Source organism: Micromonospora sp. NPDC006766 (assembly GCF_040636055.1).
Lineage (GTDB): Bacteria > Actinomycetota > Actinomycetes > Mycobacteriales > Micromonosporaceae > Micromonospora.
Genome location: NZ_JBEYIX010000013.1, coordinates 111343 through 127942, shown reverse-complemented (window position 1 = coordinate 127942; position 16600 = coordinate 111343). Strand labels below are relative to the sequence as shown.

18 protein-coding genes, 1 tRNA gene, 1 pseudogene and 1 riboswitch are annotated in these 16600 nt (G+C 70.1%); of the genes and pseudogenes, 7 read left to right on the top strand and 13 right to left on the bottom strand.

The genetic code is table 11. The annotated features are described in order from the left end of the window. Positions 1–61 precede the first annotated feature (61 nt). From ABZ671_RS15125 to ABZ671_RS15115, 3 genes are all read right to left on the bottom strand, one after another. Entirely contained in the window at positions 62–1918 is a 1857-nt protein-coding gene (locus ABZ671_RS15125; protein WP_357857135.1) for an acyl-CoA dehydrogenase, read from the bottom strand. 168 nt (positions 1919–2086) lie between these two features. Further along, positions 2087–3244, bottom strand: coding sequence for a PP2C family protein-serine/threonine phosphatase (locus ABZ671_RS15120; RefSeq protein ID WP_357857132.1), 1158 nt, complete (start codon positions 3242–3244; stop codon positions 2087–2089). A 100-nt stretch (positions 3245–3344) separates the two neighbouring features. Further along, entirely contained in the window at positions 3345–4007 is a 663-nt protein-coding gene (locus ABZ671_RS15115; protein WP_357857129.1) for a septal ring lytic transglycosylase RlpA family protein, read from the bottom strand. A 196-nt stretch (positions 4008–4203) separates the two neighbouring features. Between ABZ671_RS15115 and ABZ671_RS15110 the strand changes: the two genes are divergently transcribed. Together ABZ671_RS15110 and ABZ671_RS15105 are read left to right on the top strand one after the other, a co-directional pair. After that, positions 4204–5229, top strand: coding sequence for a hypothetical protein (locus ABZ671_RS15110; RefSeq protein WP_357857126.1), 1026 nt, complete (start codon positions 4204–4206; stop codon positions 5227–5229). Between the two features lie 105 nt (positions 5230–5334). Then, on the top strand, positions 5335–5769 hold the full coding sequence (locus tag ABZ671_RS15105) for an ASCH domain-containing protein (RefSeq protein WP_357857123.1): 435 nt from the start codon (positions 5335–5337) through the stop codon (positions 5767–5769). Positions 5770–5839: 70 nt separating this feature from the next. Here ABZ671_RS15105 and ABZ671_RS15100 read toward each other — a convergent pair whose 3' ends face one another. From ABZ671_RS15100 to ABZ671_RS15090, 3 genes are all read right to left on the bottom strand, one after another. After that, positions 5840–6718 carry an LLM class flavin-dependent oxidoreductase gene (locus tag ABZ671_RS15100; protein ID WP_357857120.1) on the bottom strand — a complete coding sequence of 293 codons (879 nt, stop codon included), beginning with the start codon at positions 6716–6718 and terminating at the stop codon, positions 5840–5842. Positions 6719–6767: 49 nt separating this feature from the next. Beyond that, positions 6768–7820 (bottom strand): MerR family transcriptional regulator, encoded by a 1053-nt coding sequence (locus ABZ671_RS15095; RefSeq protein WP_357857117.1) that lies wholly within the window; start codon positions 7818–7820, stop codon positions 6768–6770. 75 nt (positions 7821–7895) lie between these two features. Beyond that, positions 7896–8465 (bottom strand): NUDIX domain-containing protein, encoded by a 570-nt coding sequence (locus tag ABZ671_RS15090; protein WP_357857114.1) that lies wholly within the window; start codon positions 8463–8465, stop codon positions 7896–7898. A gap of 171 nt (positions 8466–8636) precedes the next feature. Here ABZ671_RS15090 and ABZ671_RS15085 point away from each other — a divergent pair, with 171 nt between their 5' ends. Together ABZ671_RS15085 and ABZ671_RS15080 are read left to right on the top strand one after the other, a co-directional pair. Next, positions 8637–9128: a GNAT family N-acetyltransferase gene (locus ABZ671_RS15085; protein WP_357857111.1), complete on the top strand. Its 492-nt coding sequence runs from the start codon at positions 8637–8639 to the stop codon at positions 9126–9128. Between the two features lie 69 nt (positions 9129–9197). Continuing rightward, a complete protein-coding gene (locus tag ABZ671_RS15080) occupies positions 9198–9599 on the top strand; it encodes a VOC family protein (RefSeq protein WP_357857108.1) in 402 nt (133 codons plus the stop codon). Here ABZ671_RS15080 and ABZ671_RS15075 read toward each other — a convergent pair. Next, positions 9592–9948: a hypothetical protein gene (locus ABZ671_RS15075; protein WP_357857105.1), complete on the bottom strand. Its 357-nt coding sequence runs from the start codon at positions 9946–9948 to the stop codon at positions 9592–9594. The two genes, ABZ671_RS15080 and ABZ671_RS15075, sit on opposite strands and share 8 nt — an antisense overlap. Positions 9949–10363: 415 nt before the next feature. Continuing rightward, positions 10364–10840, bottom strand: a complete 477-nt coding sequence (locus tag ABZ671_RS15070) for a hypothetical protein (protein WP_357857101.1) — start codon at positions 10838–10840, stop codon at positions 10364–10366. 177 nt (positions 10841–11017) lie between these two features. Here ABZ671_RS15070 and ABZ671_RS15065 point away from each other — a divergent pair, with 177 nt between their 5' ends. Then, positions 11018–11521: a hypothetical protein gene (locus ABZ671_RS15065; protein ID WP_357857099.1), complete on the top strand. Its 504-nt coding sequence runs from the start codon at positions 11018–11020 to the stop codon at positions 11519–11521. Between the two features lie 277 nt (positions 11522–11798). Here ABZ671_RS15065 and ABZ671_RS15060 read toward each other — a convergent pair. The 3 genes and pseudogenes from ABZ671_RS15060 to ABZ671_RS15050 all read right to left on the bottom strand — a co-directional run. Then, a pseudogene (locus ABZ671_RS15060) lies at positions 11799–11981 on the bottom strand (GNAT family N-acetyltransferase); the annotation flags it as partial. A gap of 108 nt (positions 11982–12089) precedes the next feature. After that, positions 12090–12452: a methyltransferase domain-containing protein gene (locus tag ABZ671_RS15055; RefSeq protein WP_357857095.1), complete on the bottom strand. Its 363-nt coding sequence runs from the start codon at positions 12450–12452 to the stop codon at positions 12090–12092. 224 nt (positions 12453–12676) lie between these two features. After that, a tRNA-Gly gene (locus tag ABZ671_RS15050) sits at positions 12677–12750 on the bottom strand. A gap of 238 nt (positions 12751–12988) precedes the next feature. On the opposite strand from ABZ671_RS15050, the gene ABZ671_RS15045 reads away from it, so the two are divergent. After that, complete coding sequence (locus ABZ671_RS15045) at positions 12989–13975, top strand: zinc metalloprotease (RefSeq protein WP_357857092.1); 987 nt, start codon at positions 12989–12991, stop codon at positions 13973–13975. Positions 13976–14042: 67 nt separating this feature from the next. On the opposite strand, the gene ABZ671_RS15040 is transcribed toward ABZ671_RS15045, so the two are convergent. Further along, positions 14043–14591 carry a pyridoxamine 5'-phosphate oxidase family protein gene (locus tag ABZ671_RS15040; protein WP_357857089.1) on the bottom strand — a complete coding sequence of 183 codons (549 nt, stop codon included), beginning with the start codon at positions 14589–14591 and terminating at the stop codon, positions 14043–14045. A gap of 78 nt (positions 14592–14669) precedes the next feature. On the opposite strand from ABZ671_RS15040, the gene dcd reads away from it, so the two are divergent. Beyond that, a complete protein-coding gene (gene dcd / locus ABZ671_RS15035) occupies positions 14670–15248 on the top strand; it encodes a dCTP deaminase (protein WP_357857087.1) in 579 nt (192 codons plus the stop codon). Between the two features lie 69 nt (positions 15249–15317). Here the strand turns inward: dcd and ABZ671_RS15030 are convergent, their stop codons facing one another. Further along, entirely contained in the window at positions 15318–16352 is a 1035-nt protein-coding gene (locus ABZ671_RS15030) for an NlpC/P60 family protein (protein WP_357857084.1), read from the bottom strand. A 12-nt stretch (positions 16353–16364) separates the two neighbouring features. After that, positions 16365–16502: riboswitch (cyclic di-AMP (ydaO/yuaA leader) on the bottom strand. Between the last annotated feature and the right edge of the window lie 98 nt (positions 16503–16600).

The window sequence follows — 16600 nt, the reverse complement described above, 5'->3', positions numbered from 1 at the left end:
GCTGTCCGCTCGCCGGCCGCCGTTCGTCAGGGTCGAACCGCTCGAATCACCCCAGATAGGGTCAGAACGCCTCCTCCGGGAGGTCCATGATCTCCAGGTCGGCGCCCTCAATGATCCGCCGGTCGGCGCCGATTCGGGGCAGCACCTCGCGGGCGAAGAACCGGGCGGCGGCCACCTTGCCGGTGTAGAACGCCCGGTCGGCGACGGAGACCTCGCCGGCCAGCGCCTTCAATGCCACGTCCGCCTGCTTCTGCAACAGCCAGCCGACAACCAGGTCGCCGACCGCCAGCAGGAACCGCCGGCTGCTCAGGCCGACCTTGTAGAGGGCCCGCGTGTCGCCGGACTGGGCCTCGCCGAGCCAGCCGGTCAGCACGCCGAGAATGTTCTGGATCTCGGCGAGTGCCTTGCCGAGCGCCTGCCGCTCCTCCTTGAGCTGGCCGTTGCCGGCCTCGGAGGTGATGAACTCCTGGATCTCGCCGGCGACCGCCAGCAGGGCCTTGCCGTTGTCCCGGACGATCTTCCGGAAGATGAGGTCGAGGCTCTGGATCGCCGTGGTGCCCTCGTACAGGGTGTCGATCTTGGCATCGCGGACATACTGCTCCAGCGGGTAGTCCTGCAGGAAGCCGGAGCCGCCGAAGGTCTGCAGCGACTCGTGGCCGAGCAGCTCGTACGCCCGCTCCGAGCCGACGCCCTTGACCAACGGCAGCAGCAGATCGTTGACTCGCTTGGCCACCTTGGTGGCCTGTTCGTCGCCGGCCGCCTCGGCGATCGCGACCCGGTCCTGCCAGGTCGCCGTATAGCAGACGAGCGCGCGCAGGCCCTCGGCGTACGACTTCTGCATGAGCAGCGAGCGGCGCACGTCCGGGTGGTGGGTGATGGTGACCCGCGGCGCGCTCTTGTCGGCCTGCTGGACCAGGTCGGCGCCCTGCACCCGGTTCTTCGCGTATTCGAGGGCGTTGAGGTAGCCGGTGGAGAGGGTGGCGATCGCCTTGGTGCCGACCATCATCCGGGCGTACTCGATGATCATGAACATCTGCCGGATGCCGTCGTGCTTGTCACCCAGCAGCCAGCCCTTGGCCGGGACGCCGTGCTCGCCGAAGGTCATCTCGCAGGTGTTGGAGACCTTCAGGCCCATCTTGTGCTCGACATTGGTGGCGAAGACGCCGTTGCGCTCGCCCAGCTCGCCGGTCTCCTCGTCGAAGTGGTACTTCGGCACGACGAAGAGGGACAGGCCCTTGGTGCCCGGGCCGCCGACGCCCTCGACGCCGACCGGGCGGGCCAGCACATAGTGGACGATGTTGTCGGCGAGGTCGTGCTCGCCCGAGGTGATGAAGCGCTTGACGCCCTCGATGTGCCAGGAGCCGTCCGGCTGCGGGATGGCCCGGGTACGGCCGGTGCCCACGTCCGAGCCGGCGTCCGGCTCGGTCAGCACCATGGTGGAGCCCCACTGCTGCTCGATGAAGAGCTTGGCCCACTTCCGCTGCCGCTCGGTGCCCTCGACGTGCAGCACGTGCGCGAAGGACGGGCCGGAGGCGTACATCCAGATCGGGGCGTTAGCGCCGAGTACCAGCTCGGCGAGCGACCACCAGAGGGCGCGGGGGGCGCTGGTGCCGCCGAGGGCCTCCGGAAGGTCCAGCCGCCAGAACTCCGAATCCATGAAGGCCTGGTAAGACTTCTTGAACGACTCCGGCAGCGGTGCGGTGTGCGTCGCCGGGTCGAAGGTCGGCGGGTTGCGGTCACTGTCCGCGTAGCTGGCGGCCAGATCCTCGCGGGCCAGGCGGTCGACCTCGGCAAGGAAGCTGCGGGCGGTGTCGACGTCCAGGTCCGTGTACGGCGCCTGGCCGAACGTCCGGTCCGCCCCGAAGACCTCGAACAGGTTGAACTCGAGGTCTCGAAGATTGCTCTTGTAGTGGGTCATGCTCGCTGGCCCCGCTTCCGAACAGCTGTTACCGATCAGTAACTCAGACTGTATTACTCATCGGTAGGCAACGACAAGCCGATCGTGAAAGTGACAGCGGTCACATATGCGGACGCTAGCCGGCGACGCCGACGGTTCCGCCGGACCGGCTGAGCCGCCCGGAGAGCATCAGCTCTCCGTCGCGCCGACCTCCCAACTCGGCACGGCCGCCCCCACCCCCGTACGCGGGCCGGTGTATTCCATCAGGACCAGCGCGATGTCGTCGTCGAGTCGCCCGTGCACCCACTCGACCAGGGCGGTCTCCAGCGAGGCGAGGCCGTCCGCGACCGTGCCGTGGCCGAGCAGCCGCCAGGCCCGGTCAGCCGTCGGGAAGAACTCGCCGTCCCGGCGCGCTTCCCCCAGCCCGTCGGTGAAGAGCAGCAACCGGTCGCCCGGTTCGAGCCGTTCCACCCGGGGACGGACCACCGGCATGAAGCCCAGCGGGGGCGCGGGCGCGGGCGGTTCCAGCGGGATCACCGCGCCCCGGCGCAGCAGCAGCGGCGACGGGTGCCCACAGCTGACGATGGTGAGGGTGCCGCCCCGCTCCTCGACCAACGCGGCGGTGACGAAGTCCTCGTCGCCCACGTTGCGGGCCACCGCCCGGTCCAGGTCGGTCACCACCGCGCGCAGGTCCGCCCGCTCGTACGCCACATGCCGGTACGACCCGAGCACGATGCTGGCCAGCCGGACCGCGTCCAGCCCCTTGCCCCGCACATCGCCGATGATCATGCGGACGCCGTACGGGGTGTCCATCGCCTCGTACAGGTCGCCGCCGATCTCGGCCCGGGCGGTGGAGGAGATATAGCGGGCGGCCACCGCGAGCGTGCCGACCTGCGGCCCGATCGGTCGAAGCACCGCCTGCTGGGCGACCGAGGCGAGCCGGGACAGTTCGGCGATCTTCTCGGCCTGGCGCTGGCGTACCGCCGCCACGGCGCTGGCGATCGCGGTGGCCAACGCTACGGCGGCGACGTTGACGGCGGAGACCAGGGACGTGGTCGGCTCGGTCAGGGCGAAGGCGGCCCCGATGGCCGTGGCGAGGATACCCACCCCCAGCACGACCCACCAGGAGGCCAGCGCGGCGGCCAGAATCGGGGCGGCCACCATCAGGGCGAGGTAGTGCGAGATACGGCCGTCGGAATCTGCTTGGTGCGACGACGCTCGCCCCGCCAGCTCCATCGCGGACACGAGTGCGAGCAGGGCGAGGGCCGCGCCGAGTCCGGCGCGGGATCCGGGGCTCAGTGGGCCGCGGCCCGACTGGAAGGGTTGTGTGCGTATACCGGACAGCATGCCTGATTGAGGTGAACGGGTGAATGAACCTGGCCCGTCGTCTGAGCATGTTCTGCCCGGCCGGACCGCTCCACGGGCCCGATCGCCGCACGTCACGGGATCAGCCGAGCACCTCGTACCGAACGGTCACCGCGCCGAGGGAAGTCGAGGCGATCGCCGCGAAGGCGGCGCGGGAGAGGTCCAGGCACCGGCCGCTGATGAACGGCCCCCGGTCGTTGATCCGAACGACGACCGACTTGCCGTTGGCCGGATTGGTCACCCGGACCATGGTGTTGAACGGCAGGGTCTTGTGCGCGGCGGTCAGCGCGTTGGGGTTGAAGGTCTCCCCGTTCGCGGTCATCTGGCCCTCGTCATAGAAGGACGCGCCGCAGGAGCCGCTGTCGACGACCTTCGGGGCAGGGGTGGCCTTCGCCGCCGCCGGCTTCGGAGCTGTCGTCTTCGGAGCGGTCGGCTTCGGGCTGGCGGTTCGGGTCTTGCTGCGGGACGCCGCCTGGGTACGGGTCGCCGTCGGGCTGGGGGTTGCCGTCGGCGAGGGGCTGAGGCTCGGCGAGACCGAGGGGGCGGCCAACTCGGGGGCGAGGGTCTCGGGCAGGGAGTCCGCGACGACGGGTTCCGCGAGGGCGGAATCGGCGGCGGGCTCGCCCGAGGTGAGCTGTACCGCCCCGAAGGTGCCGCCGACGGCGATCAGCACGCCGACCGCCGCGGTCGCGGCGATGCCGGCGGGCGAGGAGAACTTGCGGGTACGGAAGTGTTTACCAGCCACCGCCCGGTCCTTTCGTCGGCTGAACAAACCGGGTCGGACCGTAACGAGAGAAGCACTTCCGAAGTCAACGTGATCACGGTGGTATGCCCGCATTTACCCTGATACGTGTATCCGATCGCCCGAGTCCACGTCAGGCGAAAGGATGAAGGGGTAGCCGGGTTGACCTCAAGCGCGGTTGAACTCCGAGGATCGTCGTATGGACGACGGCATCCTGGACGAGGCGTACCAGCGGCTACACCGGACCGGTCCGGAGTACCGGGGTTGGCTGTCCAACCACGGGCCGATGGCGGTCGAGGCACTGGCTCGGCACGGCCACGGCGGGCGCGTGCACCGCTGGCTGGACGACTACCTGCGCCGGCTGGACGACCTGCCGCGCGGGCTGCGGCCGATCGACGACTGGCGGGCCGCGCTCGGCGACCCGAAGAGGGCCGGCGACTGGCTCGCCCATTTCGACCGCGAGCTGCGCGAACGTCCCTGGCGGGAGGTGCTGGGCACCTGGTGGCCGCGGTTGCTGCCGGGCATCGCGGCCGGCGCCACCCACGGGGTGATCCGGGTCGGGCACGCGGTCCGAGTGCTGCGCACCGACGGGGCGGGACCGGAGCGACTCGCCGAGCTGGGCCAGGCGCTCGGCTACTGGGCCGCCCGCTGGCAGCCGGTGCCCGGGGCCGGCCCGCTCACCGGCCGGTCCGGCGTGGCGGACGCGCTGGCCGGGCTGCCCCGGATTTCCACGCAGAGCGGCGGCATTCGGGAACGGCTGGGCCGACTGCCGGACGTACCGGAGTGGGCCGAAGCCGCGACGACGCTGCGCGCGCCGGAGAGCCCGGCGGAATCCGAACGGACCCTCACCGAGCTGGTGCACCGGACCGGCCTGGACTACCTCAGGTTCGGGCACGGTGAACCGGTGATGCTGGTGCACGCGGTGACCGCGCCGACCGCGGTGCTGCGTACCCTCCCGGCCCTGGACCCGGCCCTGTGGGCGCCGAGCGTCGCCGGGGCCTGGTCGGCCACGGCCGCCGTGACCTCGGTGTACGCCCCACCGGCACCGGCCGCTCCACCGGCGGTCACGCCCGACGCCGTCGTTCCGGCGGAGGTGTTCGCCCGGGCGGCCCGGCACGGCGACGCGCACGTGGTGAAGCTGGCCGACGCGGTGCTGGACGCGTACACGGCGACCGGCGACGGGCAGGTCCTGGCGGCGGCCGACTACGCCGGCCAGCTCATTTGACGAAGCCCTCCACGGCGGTGCACACCCGGCCCGGGGCCTCGGCCCACCCGTTGGGGCGGGCGAAATCCCGCGCCGGGACGGCAGCCGACGATTAGCCTCGGCAGGATGTGGCCCCGCATCGGAGGACTGCGCACCCTCGCCCTCGGCACGCCCGGCGAGATGCGCGCCAACCTCAACACCCTCGTGCTGGCCGGCGTGAAGACCGCCACCGCCGGCCTGCTGACCTCCGACTACGCCGAGGAAAACGAGGAGCTGGAGCGCGTCGGCGAGCGGCTGGTCCTGGTCGATGACCACGACGGGCTGGTCGGCGTCGTCGAGGTCACCGGCGTCGAGGTGGTCCGCTTCGCCGACGTGTCCTGGGAGTTCGCCCGCTCCGAAGGGGAGGGCGACCGGTCCATCGAGGAGTGGCGGGAGGGGCACCGCCGCTACTGGGCCCGGGAGGGCTTCACGGTCGACGACGACTCGCAGGTGGTCTGCATCCGGTTCCGGTTCGTCTCCGCCGGAGACGGCGGCATCAGCACCGGCGACCTCGGCACCTGAGGTTAAGGAGGGGCCCCTTCTTAACGTTTCCGGTAGAGCAGGGGCCCCCTACTAACCACCACGAGCCGCGTCAGAGCCGGCGCAGTTCGGGCAGCAGGTCCACCGCCGCCGCCAGCGTCGCCTCGTCGCCGGCGTACCAGCTGCTGGCCCGTGGCCAGTGCGTCACCACGTCGGTGAAGCCGAGCCGGGCCGCCCGCGCGACCTGCTCGGCGAAGAGGTCCACGCTGGTGAGCGAGAAAACCGGTGCCGAGTCGAGGGAAAGGTAACGGTCCAGCGTGGCCGGCTCGCGGCCCGCCCGGTCCAGGATCACGTCCATCCGGGCGGAAAGATCCTCGACGGACGACCACCAGGTCTCCAGATCGTCACCGCCGAGGCCGGTGGTCACCCACCCCTGCCCGAACCGGGCCGCCAGCCGCATCGAGCGGGGCCCGTTCGCGGCCATCACGAACGGCACCCGGGGCCGCTGCACGCAGCCCGGGTTGTTCCGGGCGTCCACGGCGGCGAACCACTCACCCCGCCAGGTGGTGCCGTCCTCGCGCAGGATCAGGTCCAGCAGCTCGGTGAACTCGGCGAACCGGTCGACCCGCCGCCCCGGCGGCAGCGTCTCCCCGCCCAGCACCGTGGCGTCGAAGCCGATGCCGCCCGCACCGAGGCCGAGCAGCACCCGGCCGTCGGAGATGTCGTCCAACGCGGTCACCTGCCGGGCGAACGCCGCCGGATGGCGGAAGTTGGGCGAGGCGACCAGCGTGCCCAGGCGGATCCGCGAGGTGACCGTGGCGGCGGCGGTCAACGTGATCATCGAGTCGAACCAGGGGCCGTCGACCAGGTCCCGCCAGCCCAGGTGGTCGTACGTCCAGGCGTGGTCGAAGCCCCACTCTTCCGCCTGCCGCCAGCGCCGCCGCGAGTCCGACCAGCGCTGATCGGGCAGGATCACGATGCCAATCCGCATGATCGCCAGCGTACGGCCCGGACCGGTCGCGCCGGCCCGGGCCGGCGCGCTACGCCGACACCACGTCGGCCACCACACAGGCGAGATTGTCCGGCGCGCCCTCGGCGTACGCGAGGTCGACCAGGCGCCCGACGGCGGTCTCCGGGTCGGCGGCGGCGAGCGCGGCCTGCAGCGCCTCCTGCCCGACCACGGCGGAAAGCCCGTCGGAGCAGAGCAGGTAGCGGTCGCCGACGAGGGCGGTACGCAGCGCCAGGTCGGCCTCGACCTGCGCGCCGGCCCCGAGCGCCCGCACCAGCAGGGCCCGCTGAGGATGCGCGGCCGCCTCCGCCGGGCTGAGCCGGCCCTGGTCGACCAGCGACTGCACGTACGTGTGGTCCTGCGTCAGCCGGAACAGCTCGCCCCCGCGCAGCAGGTACGCCCGGGTGTCCCCGACGTGCACCAGGGCCAGCTGCGAACCTCGACGCAGGATCGCGGTGAGGGTGGTGACCGGCTGGTGCCCCTCGGTGGCGGCGGCGCGTACCGTGCGATCGGCCGACGTCACCGCCCCGGCCAGCGTGGCGAGCAGCTCGGCGGCCGGCGCGTCGGCCAGCTCCAGCGGCCGGAGCGCCTCGACGGCGGCGGCGCTGGCGGCGGCGCCACCCGGGCCGCGCATGCCGTCGGCGACGGCGAGCAGGTCCGCGCTGGCGTACGCGGTGTCCTCGTTGGTGTCCCGGGCGGTACCGGTCTCGCAGCGGACGGCGTACCGGAAATTGGTTTCGGACATGGTGCACTTCCTCTCGGCGAGCTGGTCGACGAGGAGCGCGACGACGCGACCACGAGCCGCCGTGTCCGCGCTGACCCGGTGCCACCAGGCGTCGACCGCCTCGGCTGCCGCCTTCGACGGCAGGCCGCAGACGGCCCGGATGTCGGCGAGCGGCATCCCGGCCCGACGCAACGTGGCGATCAGCCGGGCCCGGTCGAGCTGAGCCGGCTCGTAGTACCGGTAGCCCGAGTGCGGGTCGACGGCGGCTGGCGGCAGGAGCCCCAGCTCGGCGTAGAGCCGTAGCGCCTTGGGCGTCAGTCGCGCCGCGCGGGCGAACACCCCGATGGTCAGCAGCTCCACGGACGCCTCCTCCTCGTGCCGGTCACGCTCCTCGCGCCGGCACGGACCACGCTCGGCCCTGCCCGAAGGGCAGAGTCAAGCCGAGGTGAGTTTGGCCAGCATCCGGCCCAGGTGCGGCTCGACCGTTGCCGGCATCGCATCGGCCACCTCCCGGGGCGTCCACCAGCGGACGCCCCGGAACTCGCCCGGGTCGGGCACCAGCCGCTGGTCGCGGCTGCCGCTCAGCACATACCAGAGGCTGACGTCCGTGTGCCGGTGCTCCGGCGGGCCGACCGTCTCCGTCACGGTGAGGAAGGCCGGACGCTCGCCGAACCCCGAGGCGAAGACGGCCGGCACGCCCAACTCCTCCACCACCTCCCGGCGTACGGTCTGCGCCGGGTGCTCGCCCGGCTCGACGTGACCGCCGCTGGGCAGCCACATCCCCGCCTTGCGGTGGTCGACCAGCAGCACCGCGCCATCCGCCTCGTCGCGCAACAGGAAGTACGCCACCAGGTGCGGCGAGGGCGTGCGGGGCTTTTCCCGGCGAAAGATGTCATCCGTCCCGGCGAGCCAGGCCAGGGTTTCCGCCCGGTGCCGGGCCTCCAACTCGTCGCCCGGAGGCAACGCCTCGACCAGGGCCCGGATCTCGTCCCGCACGTCCTGCACGGCCCGCATGTTGCCAGCCGGGTCCGACAGCTCAGTCCGCAGGCGCGGACGCCAGATCGGGCCGGGGGTGATAATGCCGGGTCTACTCGCCCACCGGCAGGCCCCGACCCGCGCAGAGCGCTGGTATCCCTGGGACGCGTAGCGCGCTTGGACCGCTGCTAGCGTGGCGCGATGCCCGAACTGCAGCGGCTCGATGCCCGTCACGCCTCCGCGCTGCTTCGCTTCGAGCGGGAGAACCGAACATACTTCGCGCGATTCGTGCCGGATCGGGGCGATGACTACTTCGCCGAGTTCGCCGCCCGCCATGCGGCCCTGCTGGCGGAGCAGGCCGCCGGCGAATGCCACTTCCACGTCCTGGTCGACGACGACGGCGGTGTGCTGGGGCGGTTCAACCTGGTCGACGTCGCCGACGGCAGCGCCGAGCTGGGCTATCGGGTAGCCGAGCAGGCCACCGGGCGGGGCCTGGCGCAGGAAGGCGTCCGCCGCGTCTGCGACCTGGCCCGCGAGGAGTACGGGCTGCGCCGGCTGGTCGCGTCGGCCGCGCTAGCGAACCCGGGCTCGCTCGCGGTGTTGCGGCGCACCGGGTTCGTGCCCGTCGGCGAGGTGCTGCTCGACGGGCAGCCCGGCCTGCGCCACATCCGTGACCTGGTGCCCACCGGGTGAGTTCTGCGCACCCGGCCGCTCAAGGTAAAGCGGTCGCGTTGACTCTCGACCGTCGGGCACTCTGGCCGGGTGACCGCCTTCATCTCTCATACCAGCATCGACTGCACCAACGCCTACGCGCTGTCGGCATGGTGGCGAGTCGTCCTGGACTATGCCGAGGACCCCGACGACCCCAACGAGCCCGGCCATGAGGAGTGCATGATCTCGTCTCCCGACGGGCGACACCGCTTGCTGTTCATCGAGGTTCCAGAACGGAAGCAGGTCAAGAATCGGCTGCACTTCGACTTGCGCCCGGGCAACGGCTCGCGCGACGAGGAACTGGCACGGCTGATCAGCCTCGGCGCGACGCAGATCGATGACCGACGGAACCCCGACGGGACCGGCTGGGTCGTGCTCGCCGATCCGGAGGGCAACGAGTTTTGCATCCTCCGGAGTAACGCCGAGGTTGCCGCTGCACGCTCTGCTATCTGAACGCCTGGTGCCGCTGCCGGTACCGGACGACAAGCCAGAGGTAGAGGCCGGCGTTCACGGCCGCGATGAGAGCACCCAGGGCGTAGACCCACGAGTTGCTGGAGTCGCCAGGATCTACGTCCGTGATCCCAAGCATCCATGGAATTCCGATTAGGAGTTCGCCAAGGAACACGGCGGCGATCGCCAACGGCGCAAGAAGAATGGCGGCGATCCCGGCAGGGGTGAGCAGGGTCGAATCATCGAGCGCGAGCAGCGTTACGGCGACGGTAAGACCGACGTACCCCGCGACCATCACTAACCTGAGGGCCAGCACCGTGCGGGTTCGGGCCGCCGGGAGTGGTTCGGTCATACGCGTACTCTGACAGACGCAACGCTCTCATGCCGTCCCCGTAACGGACCGGTCCGCGCGCGGCCCGGCTGGCCGCCTGCCCGCCCCTCCGGACTCGACGGCCTAGGGCCTTCTGGTCGAGGGCAGGAAGCCCGCAAGAAGCGTGGCTAGTGGCCCGTAGGGCGCTGGTGGCCCGTGGAACATCGAAGGCCCTGACCGAGACTGGCGTCCTGATCAGGGCCTTTCGCGTGGAGCGGGTGACGGGAATCGAACCCGGACTCAGCTTGGAATCGCACAAGATCGGATCGTCCTGCCAGGTAGCCGCTGGTTGGTTCGGTCCTGGACGGTCTGACTTGCCCCCTGGTGGCACTCGCTTGTGGCCCGTGGATAGCCCTTCCGACTGCCGTTGACGGACGTGGCGCAGCGACGGAGGCGGTCAGGCGGGGCGGCGGGTGAAGTGCATGTGCCAGTTGGTGATCCAGGTCTGCTCCCCGTCCACGGAGAACGCCTGCTCCCAGTGGGCGCTGTTCTCCGTGATCTCCGACCAGATGAAGCGAGCCCGGATCCTGCGGCCGTCGTGCTCGTCGTCTCCGCGGAAAACGCCGGTACCGTCCGTGCCGAATCGGCCGGTAACGGGTGGGAAGAGAGTGCCGGTGCGCTTGCTGGCCCAGTACAGGGACCAGGCGTCGGCCGCCGGGTCGTAAAGGCGCAGGGTCAGACCGGCAAAGTCCTTCGTCGGGAAGGTGATCTCGTCGAAGCTGGCCCGGCCGTCGAAGTGCACCGAGGCGCGGGTGACGCCGGGGAACTCCTCCCAGCGGTCGGCGCCCTCGGCGGGATCAAGGAAGTCGGTGCGCCAGCGGTTGACGACGTCGTAGGTGCCGGTGAAGAAGTCGAATGCGGTGCTGTTGTCCATGTCCCGCAGGTTAGGCACCCTCCCCTGACATCTTCTGTCAGTGGACGGGGATAGCTTCTCCGGCACGCGCGCTAGCCGGCTTGTCTACCTGCTCCTAGGGCCATGAGGCTATCGCGACCCTCGATCCCGCCTTGTCAGGGGAACCTTCCGCAGCCGCGCTCGTGGCATCCTGTCGCGATGCGTCTGAATCCCTACGCCTTCATGGGTCTGTCAAGCCTGATCGCGGGGCCGGTGGTGCTGCTGCTGGGCCGACTACAGAGCGACTATGCGGCGTTTGCGGGGGCGCTGGTGGCTGGCGGCTCGGCACTCGTCTGGCTCGGGATCAGCGGGCGGCGAATCGGCCGAGCTGCCTGGATAGCTGTTGGCGCGCTCGCGGTCGTCGGCGTCTTCGGCAGCCTCCTGATCGTGCGGGAGGAAATCTCATGCATGTACTGCTACTACGGACAGCAGGGGTACCCGTGGGGCTGGATCGATACCGGGTTCTCGCACGATCACATGCCGACGGTGCAGCACGCGCACCAGATCATGGCCACCAACCCGGAGATCGTGGGCCGCTCGATCGACGGGTTCAAGGCGTTTGTTGACGGCACCTTTTGGGGGTACGTGGCGCTACCGCTCGCTGCAGTCACCACACAGGTGGGTCGGGTGTTGCAGCAGGCGCGGCAAGTAGCCTCATCGTGATCACGTGGAGGAGCATGCGAGGCCGAAGCGTCAAGCATCATGTGAGACCAGGCATGGCCGGCAGCCGGCGGCCACCGGCCTCCCGGTCGTCACTGGATGGCGGCTGCCAGCTTGTCGCGCATCGTGGGCCACTCGGAGTCGAAGACGCTGTAGAAGACGCTGTCGCGGTATCGCCCGTGCTCAGTAGCCGGTGGTTGCGCCACACGCCTTCCCGGTGCGCTCCAAGTCGCTCGATGGCTCGCTGCGATCTCGCGTTGCGTAGGTCGGTCTTGATCGCTACCCGTCCGACGCCCAGCACCTCGAACGCGTGCCGCATCAGGAGGAACTTGGCTTCGGTGTTGGCACCGCTTCCCCAATGGCTGGGCGTGAGCCAGGTCCAGCCGATCTCTAGCGTGCGGTTGTTCGGACGGATGTCGATGTAGCTCGTGCTTCCGATCGCTCTCCCGCTGCGGAGATCCACCACCGCGAAAGGCAGTCGGTGACCCCGTTCCTGGTCGCGTAGCGCAACGCTGTGGCCCGAGTGGTTTGAGTCGGATCAGGCGGCCCGTCAGCGTCACCGGCGTCGGCTTCATTCGGCGTCGACCTCGTAGAGCAGGACGTGACGGTCCCCGGGAAGGATCACCTGGTACACCTCGATCGGCCGGTTCTCCTGGTCGAAGCTCGTCCGCACGAGTCGACCGACTGGCGTCGCCGGCCCGAGGTAGAGCTTCTTCCGGTCGGCATGACGGCGGCGGGCCTCGTCCAGCATCCGGGGCTCACAGTCGACACCGATCACCGACCCTCCGGCACCAACCGCGTCAGCAAGTCGGCCAAGGTCCGTTCCCGGGCCACAGCCGACATCGACTGCCGCATGGTTGGTCCGGACGTCGAGAGCGGCGAGGAAGCGCTGCTTGTAGTCCAAGCCGACTGCGGTACCAGCTGCCTTGTCCATGTACTCGATCTGATCCGGCGCGGCCGTTTTCCCGTCGCAGCCTGACTCGGCCGAGCTCTCCATCGCGGTGACGAAGCTGCGGTCGGGGTACCCGTGGACCCGCGCCTGTAAATGAGGCCAGCGGCGAGCAGGGCTAATGGCACGCTTATGGCACGCCGCATGATTCTTGACCTTGGAGCATCGAAGGCCCTGCCGGGACTCGCGTCCTGATCAGGGCCTTCGCGTGGAGCGGGTGACGGGAATCGAACCCGCACTGTCAGCTTGGGAAGCTGATGTTCTGCCATTGAACTACACCCGCAGGCGGCACCACTGTACCTGAGGTCACCGCCATCGTGCACCCAGGTACCCCCGGCACGCCTTCCGCCCACGCGAAACGAACTCGACACGATCTTGAAGCCGCCCGGGGAGCGGCTGGAAGTTTCGCGACGGCAACACGTAGACGTTTGCAAATTGATCGATGAACTGTAACGTCACCCCCACGTTCTCAGCCACGGCGTGACACACCCCCTGTCACGTCGCCAGAAAGAGGTGGGCCCATGGGACTCCGTCCCAACCTGCTGACCCGGCGTGCCGCCGGTGTCGCGTCCACGACCCTCGCGCTGCTGCTCAGCACCGCCGTGGTGGGCGTCGTCCCGGCCGCTTCGGCCTTCTCCGCCGCCCCAGCGGAAGGCTGCGTCGAGCCGGCCGACGTCCATTCGAACGCCCGGTTGAAGGCCGGCGTGCACGGCATGCACGAGCCGAACGAGCTGACGGCCGCGCAGGTGCGCGAGCGCGAGGCCGACCTCGCTGCCGTTCTGGCCGAGCGAGCCCGGTTCCGCGCCGGCGCCGGGGCCGTCGCCCCCCTGGCGACGGTGACCATCCCGGTCGTCGTGCACGTAATTCAGAAAGACAGCACCCGGGCCGGCGGCAACATCCCGGACTCGATGATCAACCAGCAGATCAGCGTGCTGAACCAGGCCTACAGCGGCGCCACCGGCGGTGCCGCCACCAGCTTCGGGTTCCAGCTACAGAAGATCAACCGGGTCACCAACGCGTCCTGGTACCCGATCGTCCAGGGCTCCTCGGCCGAGCGCTCCATGAAGACCTCGCTGCGCCAGGGTGGCAAGAACACGCTCAACATTTACCTGGGCCAGCTGAGCAACGGCCTGCTGGGCTGGGCGACCTTCCCGAAGAGCACCCTGGACCCGATGGACGGCGTCGTCGTGCTGAACGAATCCCTGCCGGGTGGCACCACCACCAACTACAACAAGGGCTACACGGGCACCCACGAGATCGGCCACTGGCTGAACCTCTACCACACCTTCCAGGGCGGCTGCTCCGGCTCCGGCGACAGCGTCAGCGACACCCCGGCCGAAGCCTCGCCGGCATCCGGCTGCCCGACCGGGCGGGATACCTGCACCGCGCCCGGCCTGGACCCGATCCACAACTTCATGGACTACAGCTACGACTCGTGCATGTACGAGTTCACGCCTGGTCAGGCGAGCCGGATGCTGACCGCGTGGAACGCCTACCGCGCGGCGTAGCAGCCCCAGCCCCGCACGCCGGTGCCGGTCCCGTTCCGCGATGGGGCCGGCACCGGCTACTGCGGGTTCAGGCGGCCGGGCGGCGACTGTCGAAGCCGTGCCGACCAAGCCGGGCCTCGGGTACGACGGTGGCGGCCTGCCGAGCGGAGCCGGTCGCCCGCGGGTCGAGCCAGACCCGCACCTGCGGCCGGCCGGCGCCGAGGTAGGCCGCCTGGTCGCGTCGGGTCAGCATCGCCACGTCGACGTTGAACTCGAACAGCCGCCAGTCGACCTGCGGCGCAGCCCGACCGAGCGCGGCCACCCGGGTCACGGTGGCGGGGTCGGTCACCGGGCAGGCGCGGCCGGCGACGTACGCCTCGTCGTCGCTCTCCTCGGGCGGGAACGAGTGCAGCGCGTAGCGGCCGTCACGTTCGAGGTCGCGGCGCTTGGGCGAATCGATGACGAAGCAGTAGAGCCCCTCGTCGGTGATGACCGGGGAGATCGGGTGGACGCGCGGGCCGCCGTCGGCGCGGACCGTGGCGAGGTAGCCGAAACCCGGCCCGTACTGCTGCAGGAGAAGGCGGATCTCGTCGGCGAGACGGGGCTCGTCGGCGGCGAATTCGGACCAGGATGCCATGCGGACATTCTATCGAACACGTGTACGAGGACGCAGTCCGACACGCAGGTCACCCGTACCGGTCGCTATGGTGTTCCGATGCTGCTCTCCGACCGCGACCTGGCCGCCGAGATCGAGTCGGGCACGCTCGCGCTGGAGCCCTTCGAGCCGGCGCTGGTGCAGCCGTCCAGCATCGACGTACGCCTGGACCGGCTCTTCCGGGTCTTCAACAACCATCTCTACACCCACATCGACCCGGCCGCGCAGCAGGACGACCTGACCTCGATGGTGGAGGTGCCCGAGGGCGAGCCGTTCGTGCTGCACCCGGGCGAGTTCGTGCTCGCCTCCACGCTCGAGGTGATCTCGCTCGGCGACCAGCTCGCGGGCCGCCTCGAAGGGAAGAGCTCGCTGGGCCGGCTCGGGTTGCTCACCCATTCGACCGCCGGCTTCATCGACCCGGGCTTCTCCGGGCACGTCACGTTGGAGCTCTCCAACGTGGCGAACCTGCCGATCACCCTCTGGCCGGGCATGAAGATCGGTCAGCTCTGCATCTTCCGGCTCTCCTCGCCGGCTGAGCACCCGTACGGCTCGGCGGTCTACGGCTCGCGCTACCAGGGGCAGCGCGGCCCGACCCCGAGCCGCTCCTGGCAGAACTGGCGCACCTGGCCGACCCGCTGACGGCCAACGAGGTGTTAACAGGGGCCCCCTCCTCTACCGGAGGCGTTAACAGGGGCCCCTGCTTACACCTCAGGCGGGGCGGCCGTAGCTGTTGATCTGACCGTCGTCGGCGCGTTTCATCGTGATCGGCTTGCCCGACTCGGAGGCGTGCACCACCCAGCCGTCGCCGACGTACATCGCCACGTGGTGGATGTCGCTGTAGTAAAAGACCAGGTCGCCAGGGCGCAGGTCGGCGCGGCTCACCCGCTGGGTGACGTCGTGCTGCTGTCTGGCGTTGTGCGGCAGGGAGACGCCGGCCTTGGCCCAGGCCGCCATCGTCAGGCCGGAGCAGTCGTAGTGATCGGGGCCGGCGGCCCCCCAGACGTAGATCTTGCCGATCTGGGCGCAGGCGAACTTGACCGCCACCCCGGCGGGACCACCCGGGTAACCGGCGGGGCAGGGCGCCGGGCGCAGCGGGCCGCCGCCGCCGTTGCCGTACACCTTGAGCCGCAGCTTCTGCAGCCGGGCGATCTCGGTGTCGATCTGCTTCTTGCGGGCCGCGAGCTGGGCCTCGGTCCGGGCCAGCTGGGTGATCATGTCGTCCAGCGGCTTCTTCTTCGCGGCCAACTGATCGCGCAGGTCGGCCACGGCCTGCACCTGCTGCTGCTGGCGGTACGCGAAGCGGTCGAGCAGTTCCAGGCCGTCGACCAGTTCGCCGGGCGTTCGGCTGCCCAGCAGTGCGTTGACGGTGGAGATGGCGTCGCCCTTGTACGCGTTGGCGGCGAGACCGCCGACCTGCCCGAGGGCCTCGTCGACCTGGGCCTGCAGCGGGGCGATCTGCTTGGCCAGCGCGGCGGCCTGCTTGCGCTTGGCGGCGAGGTCTTCGCGGGTGGCGTTGACCTGCTCGATGATCGGTTCGAGCTTGTTCCAGTCCTGGTCGATCTGGCGCTCGATCTCGGTGACGGATGGATCGGCGTGGGCCGCCGTGGCGCCACCGGTCAGGACGACGGTGGTGCCGACCAGTGCGGCGAGGGCGGTGGTGAAGCGGGACCAGCGTGAACGCGGCGCAGCCGTCGACCGGTCGACCGACCGGACCGACGGTGGCCGCGGGGCATGGTGTGCCACCGGGCTCCGTACTCCTTCTTCCCTGACCGCCTACCGGGTTAGCTGACGGGTTCGGGCGGGAAGGGAGTCGCCCTACCGCACCGCGGTGCGGATTCACCCCAGGTACCTGGGTCCCCGGCTCGCCCGGAGGCGACTCGGCGGTGTCCGACCGTCACCGCCCGGGTTGGACGGTGGACCTACCGGTCGACGATTGACCAGAGTAGGGATCGTCGTTATCAATCCGCAACCCGCGACGCCGTGACACACCG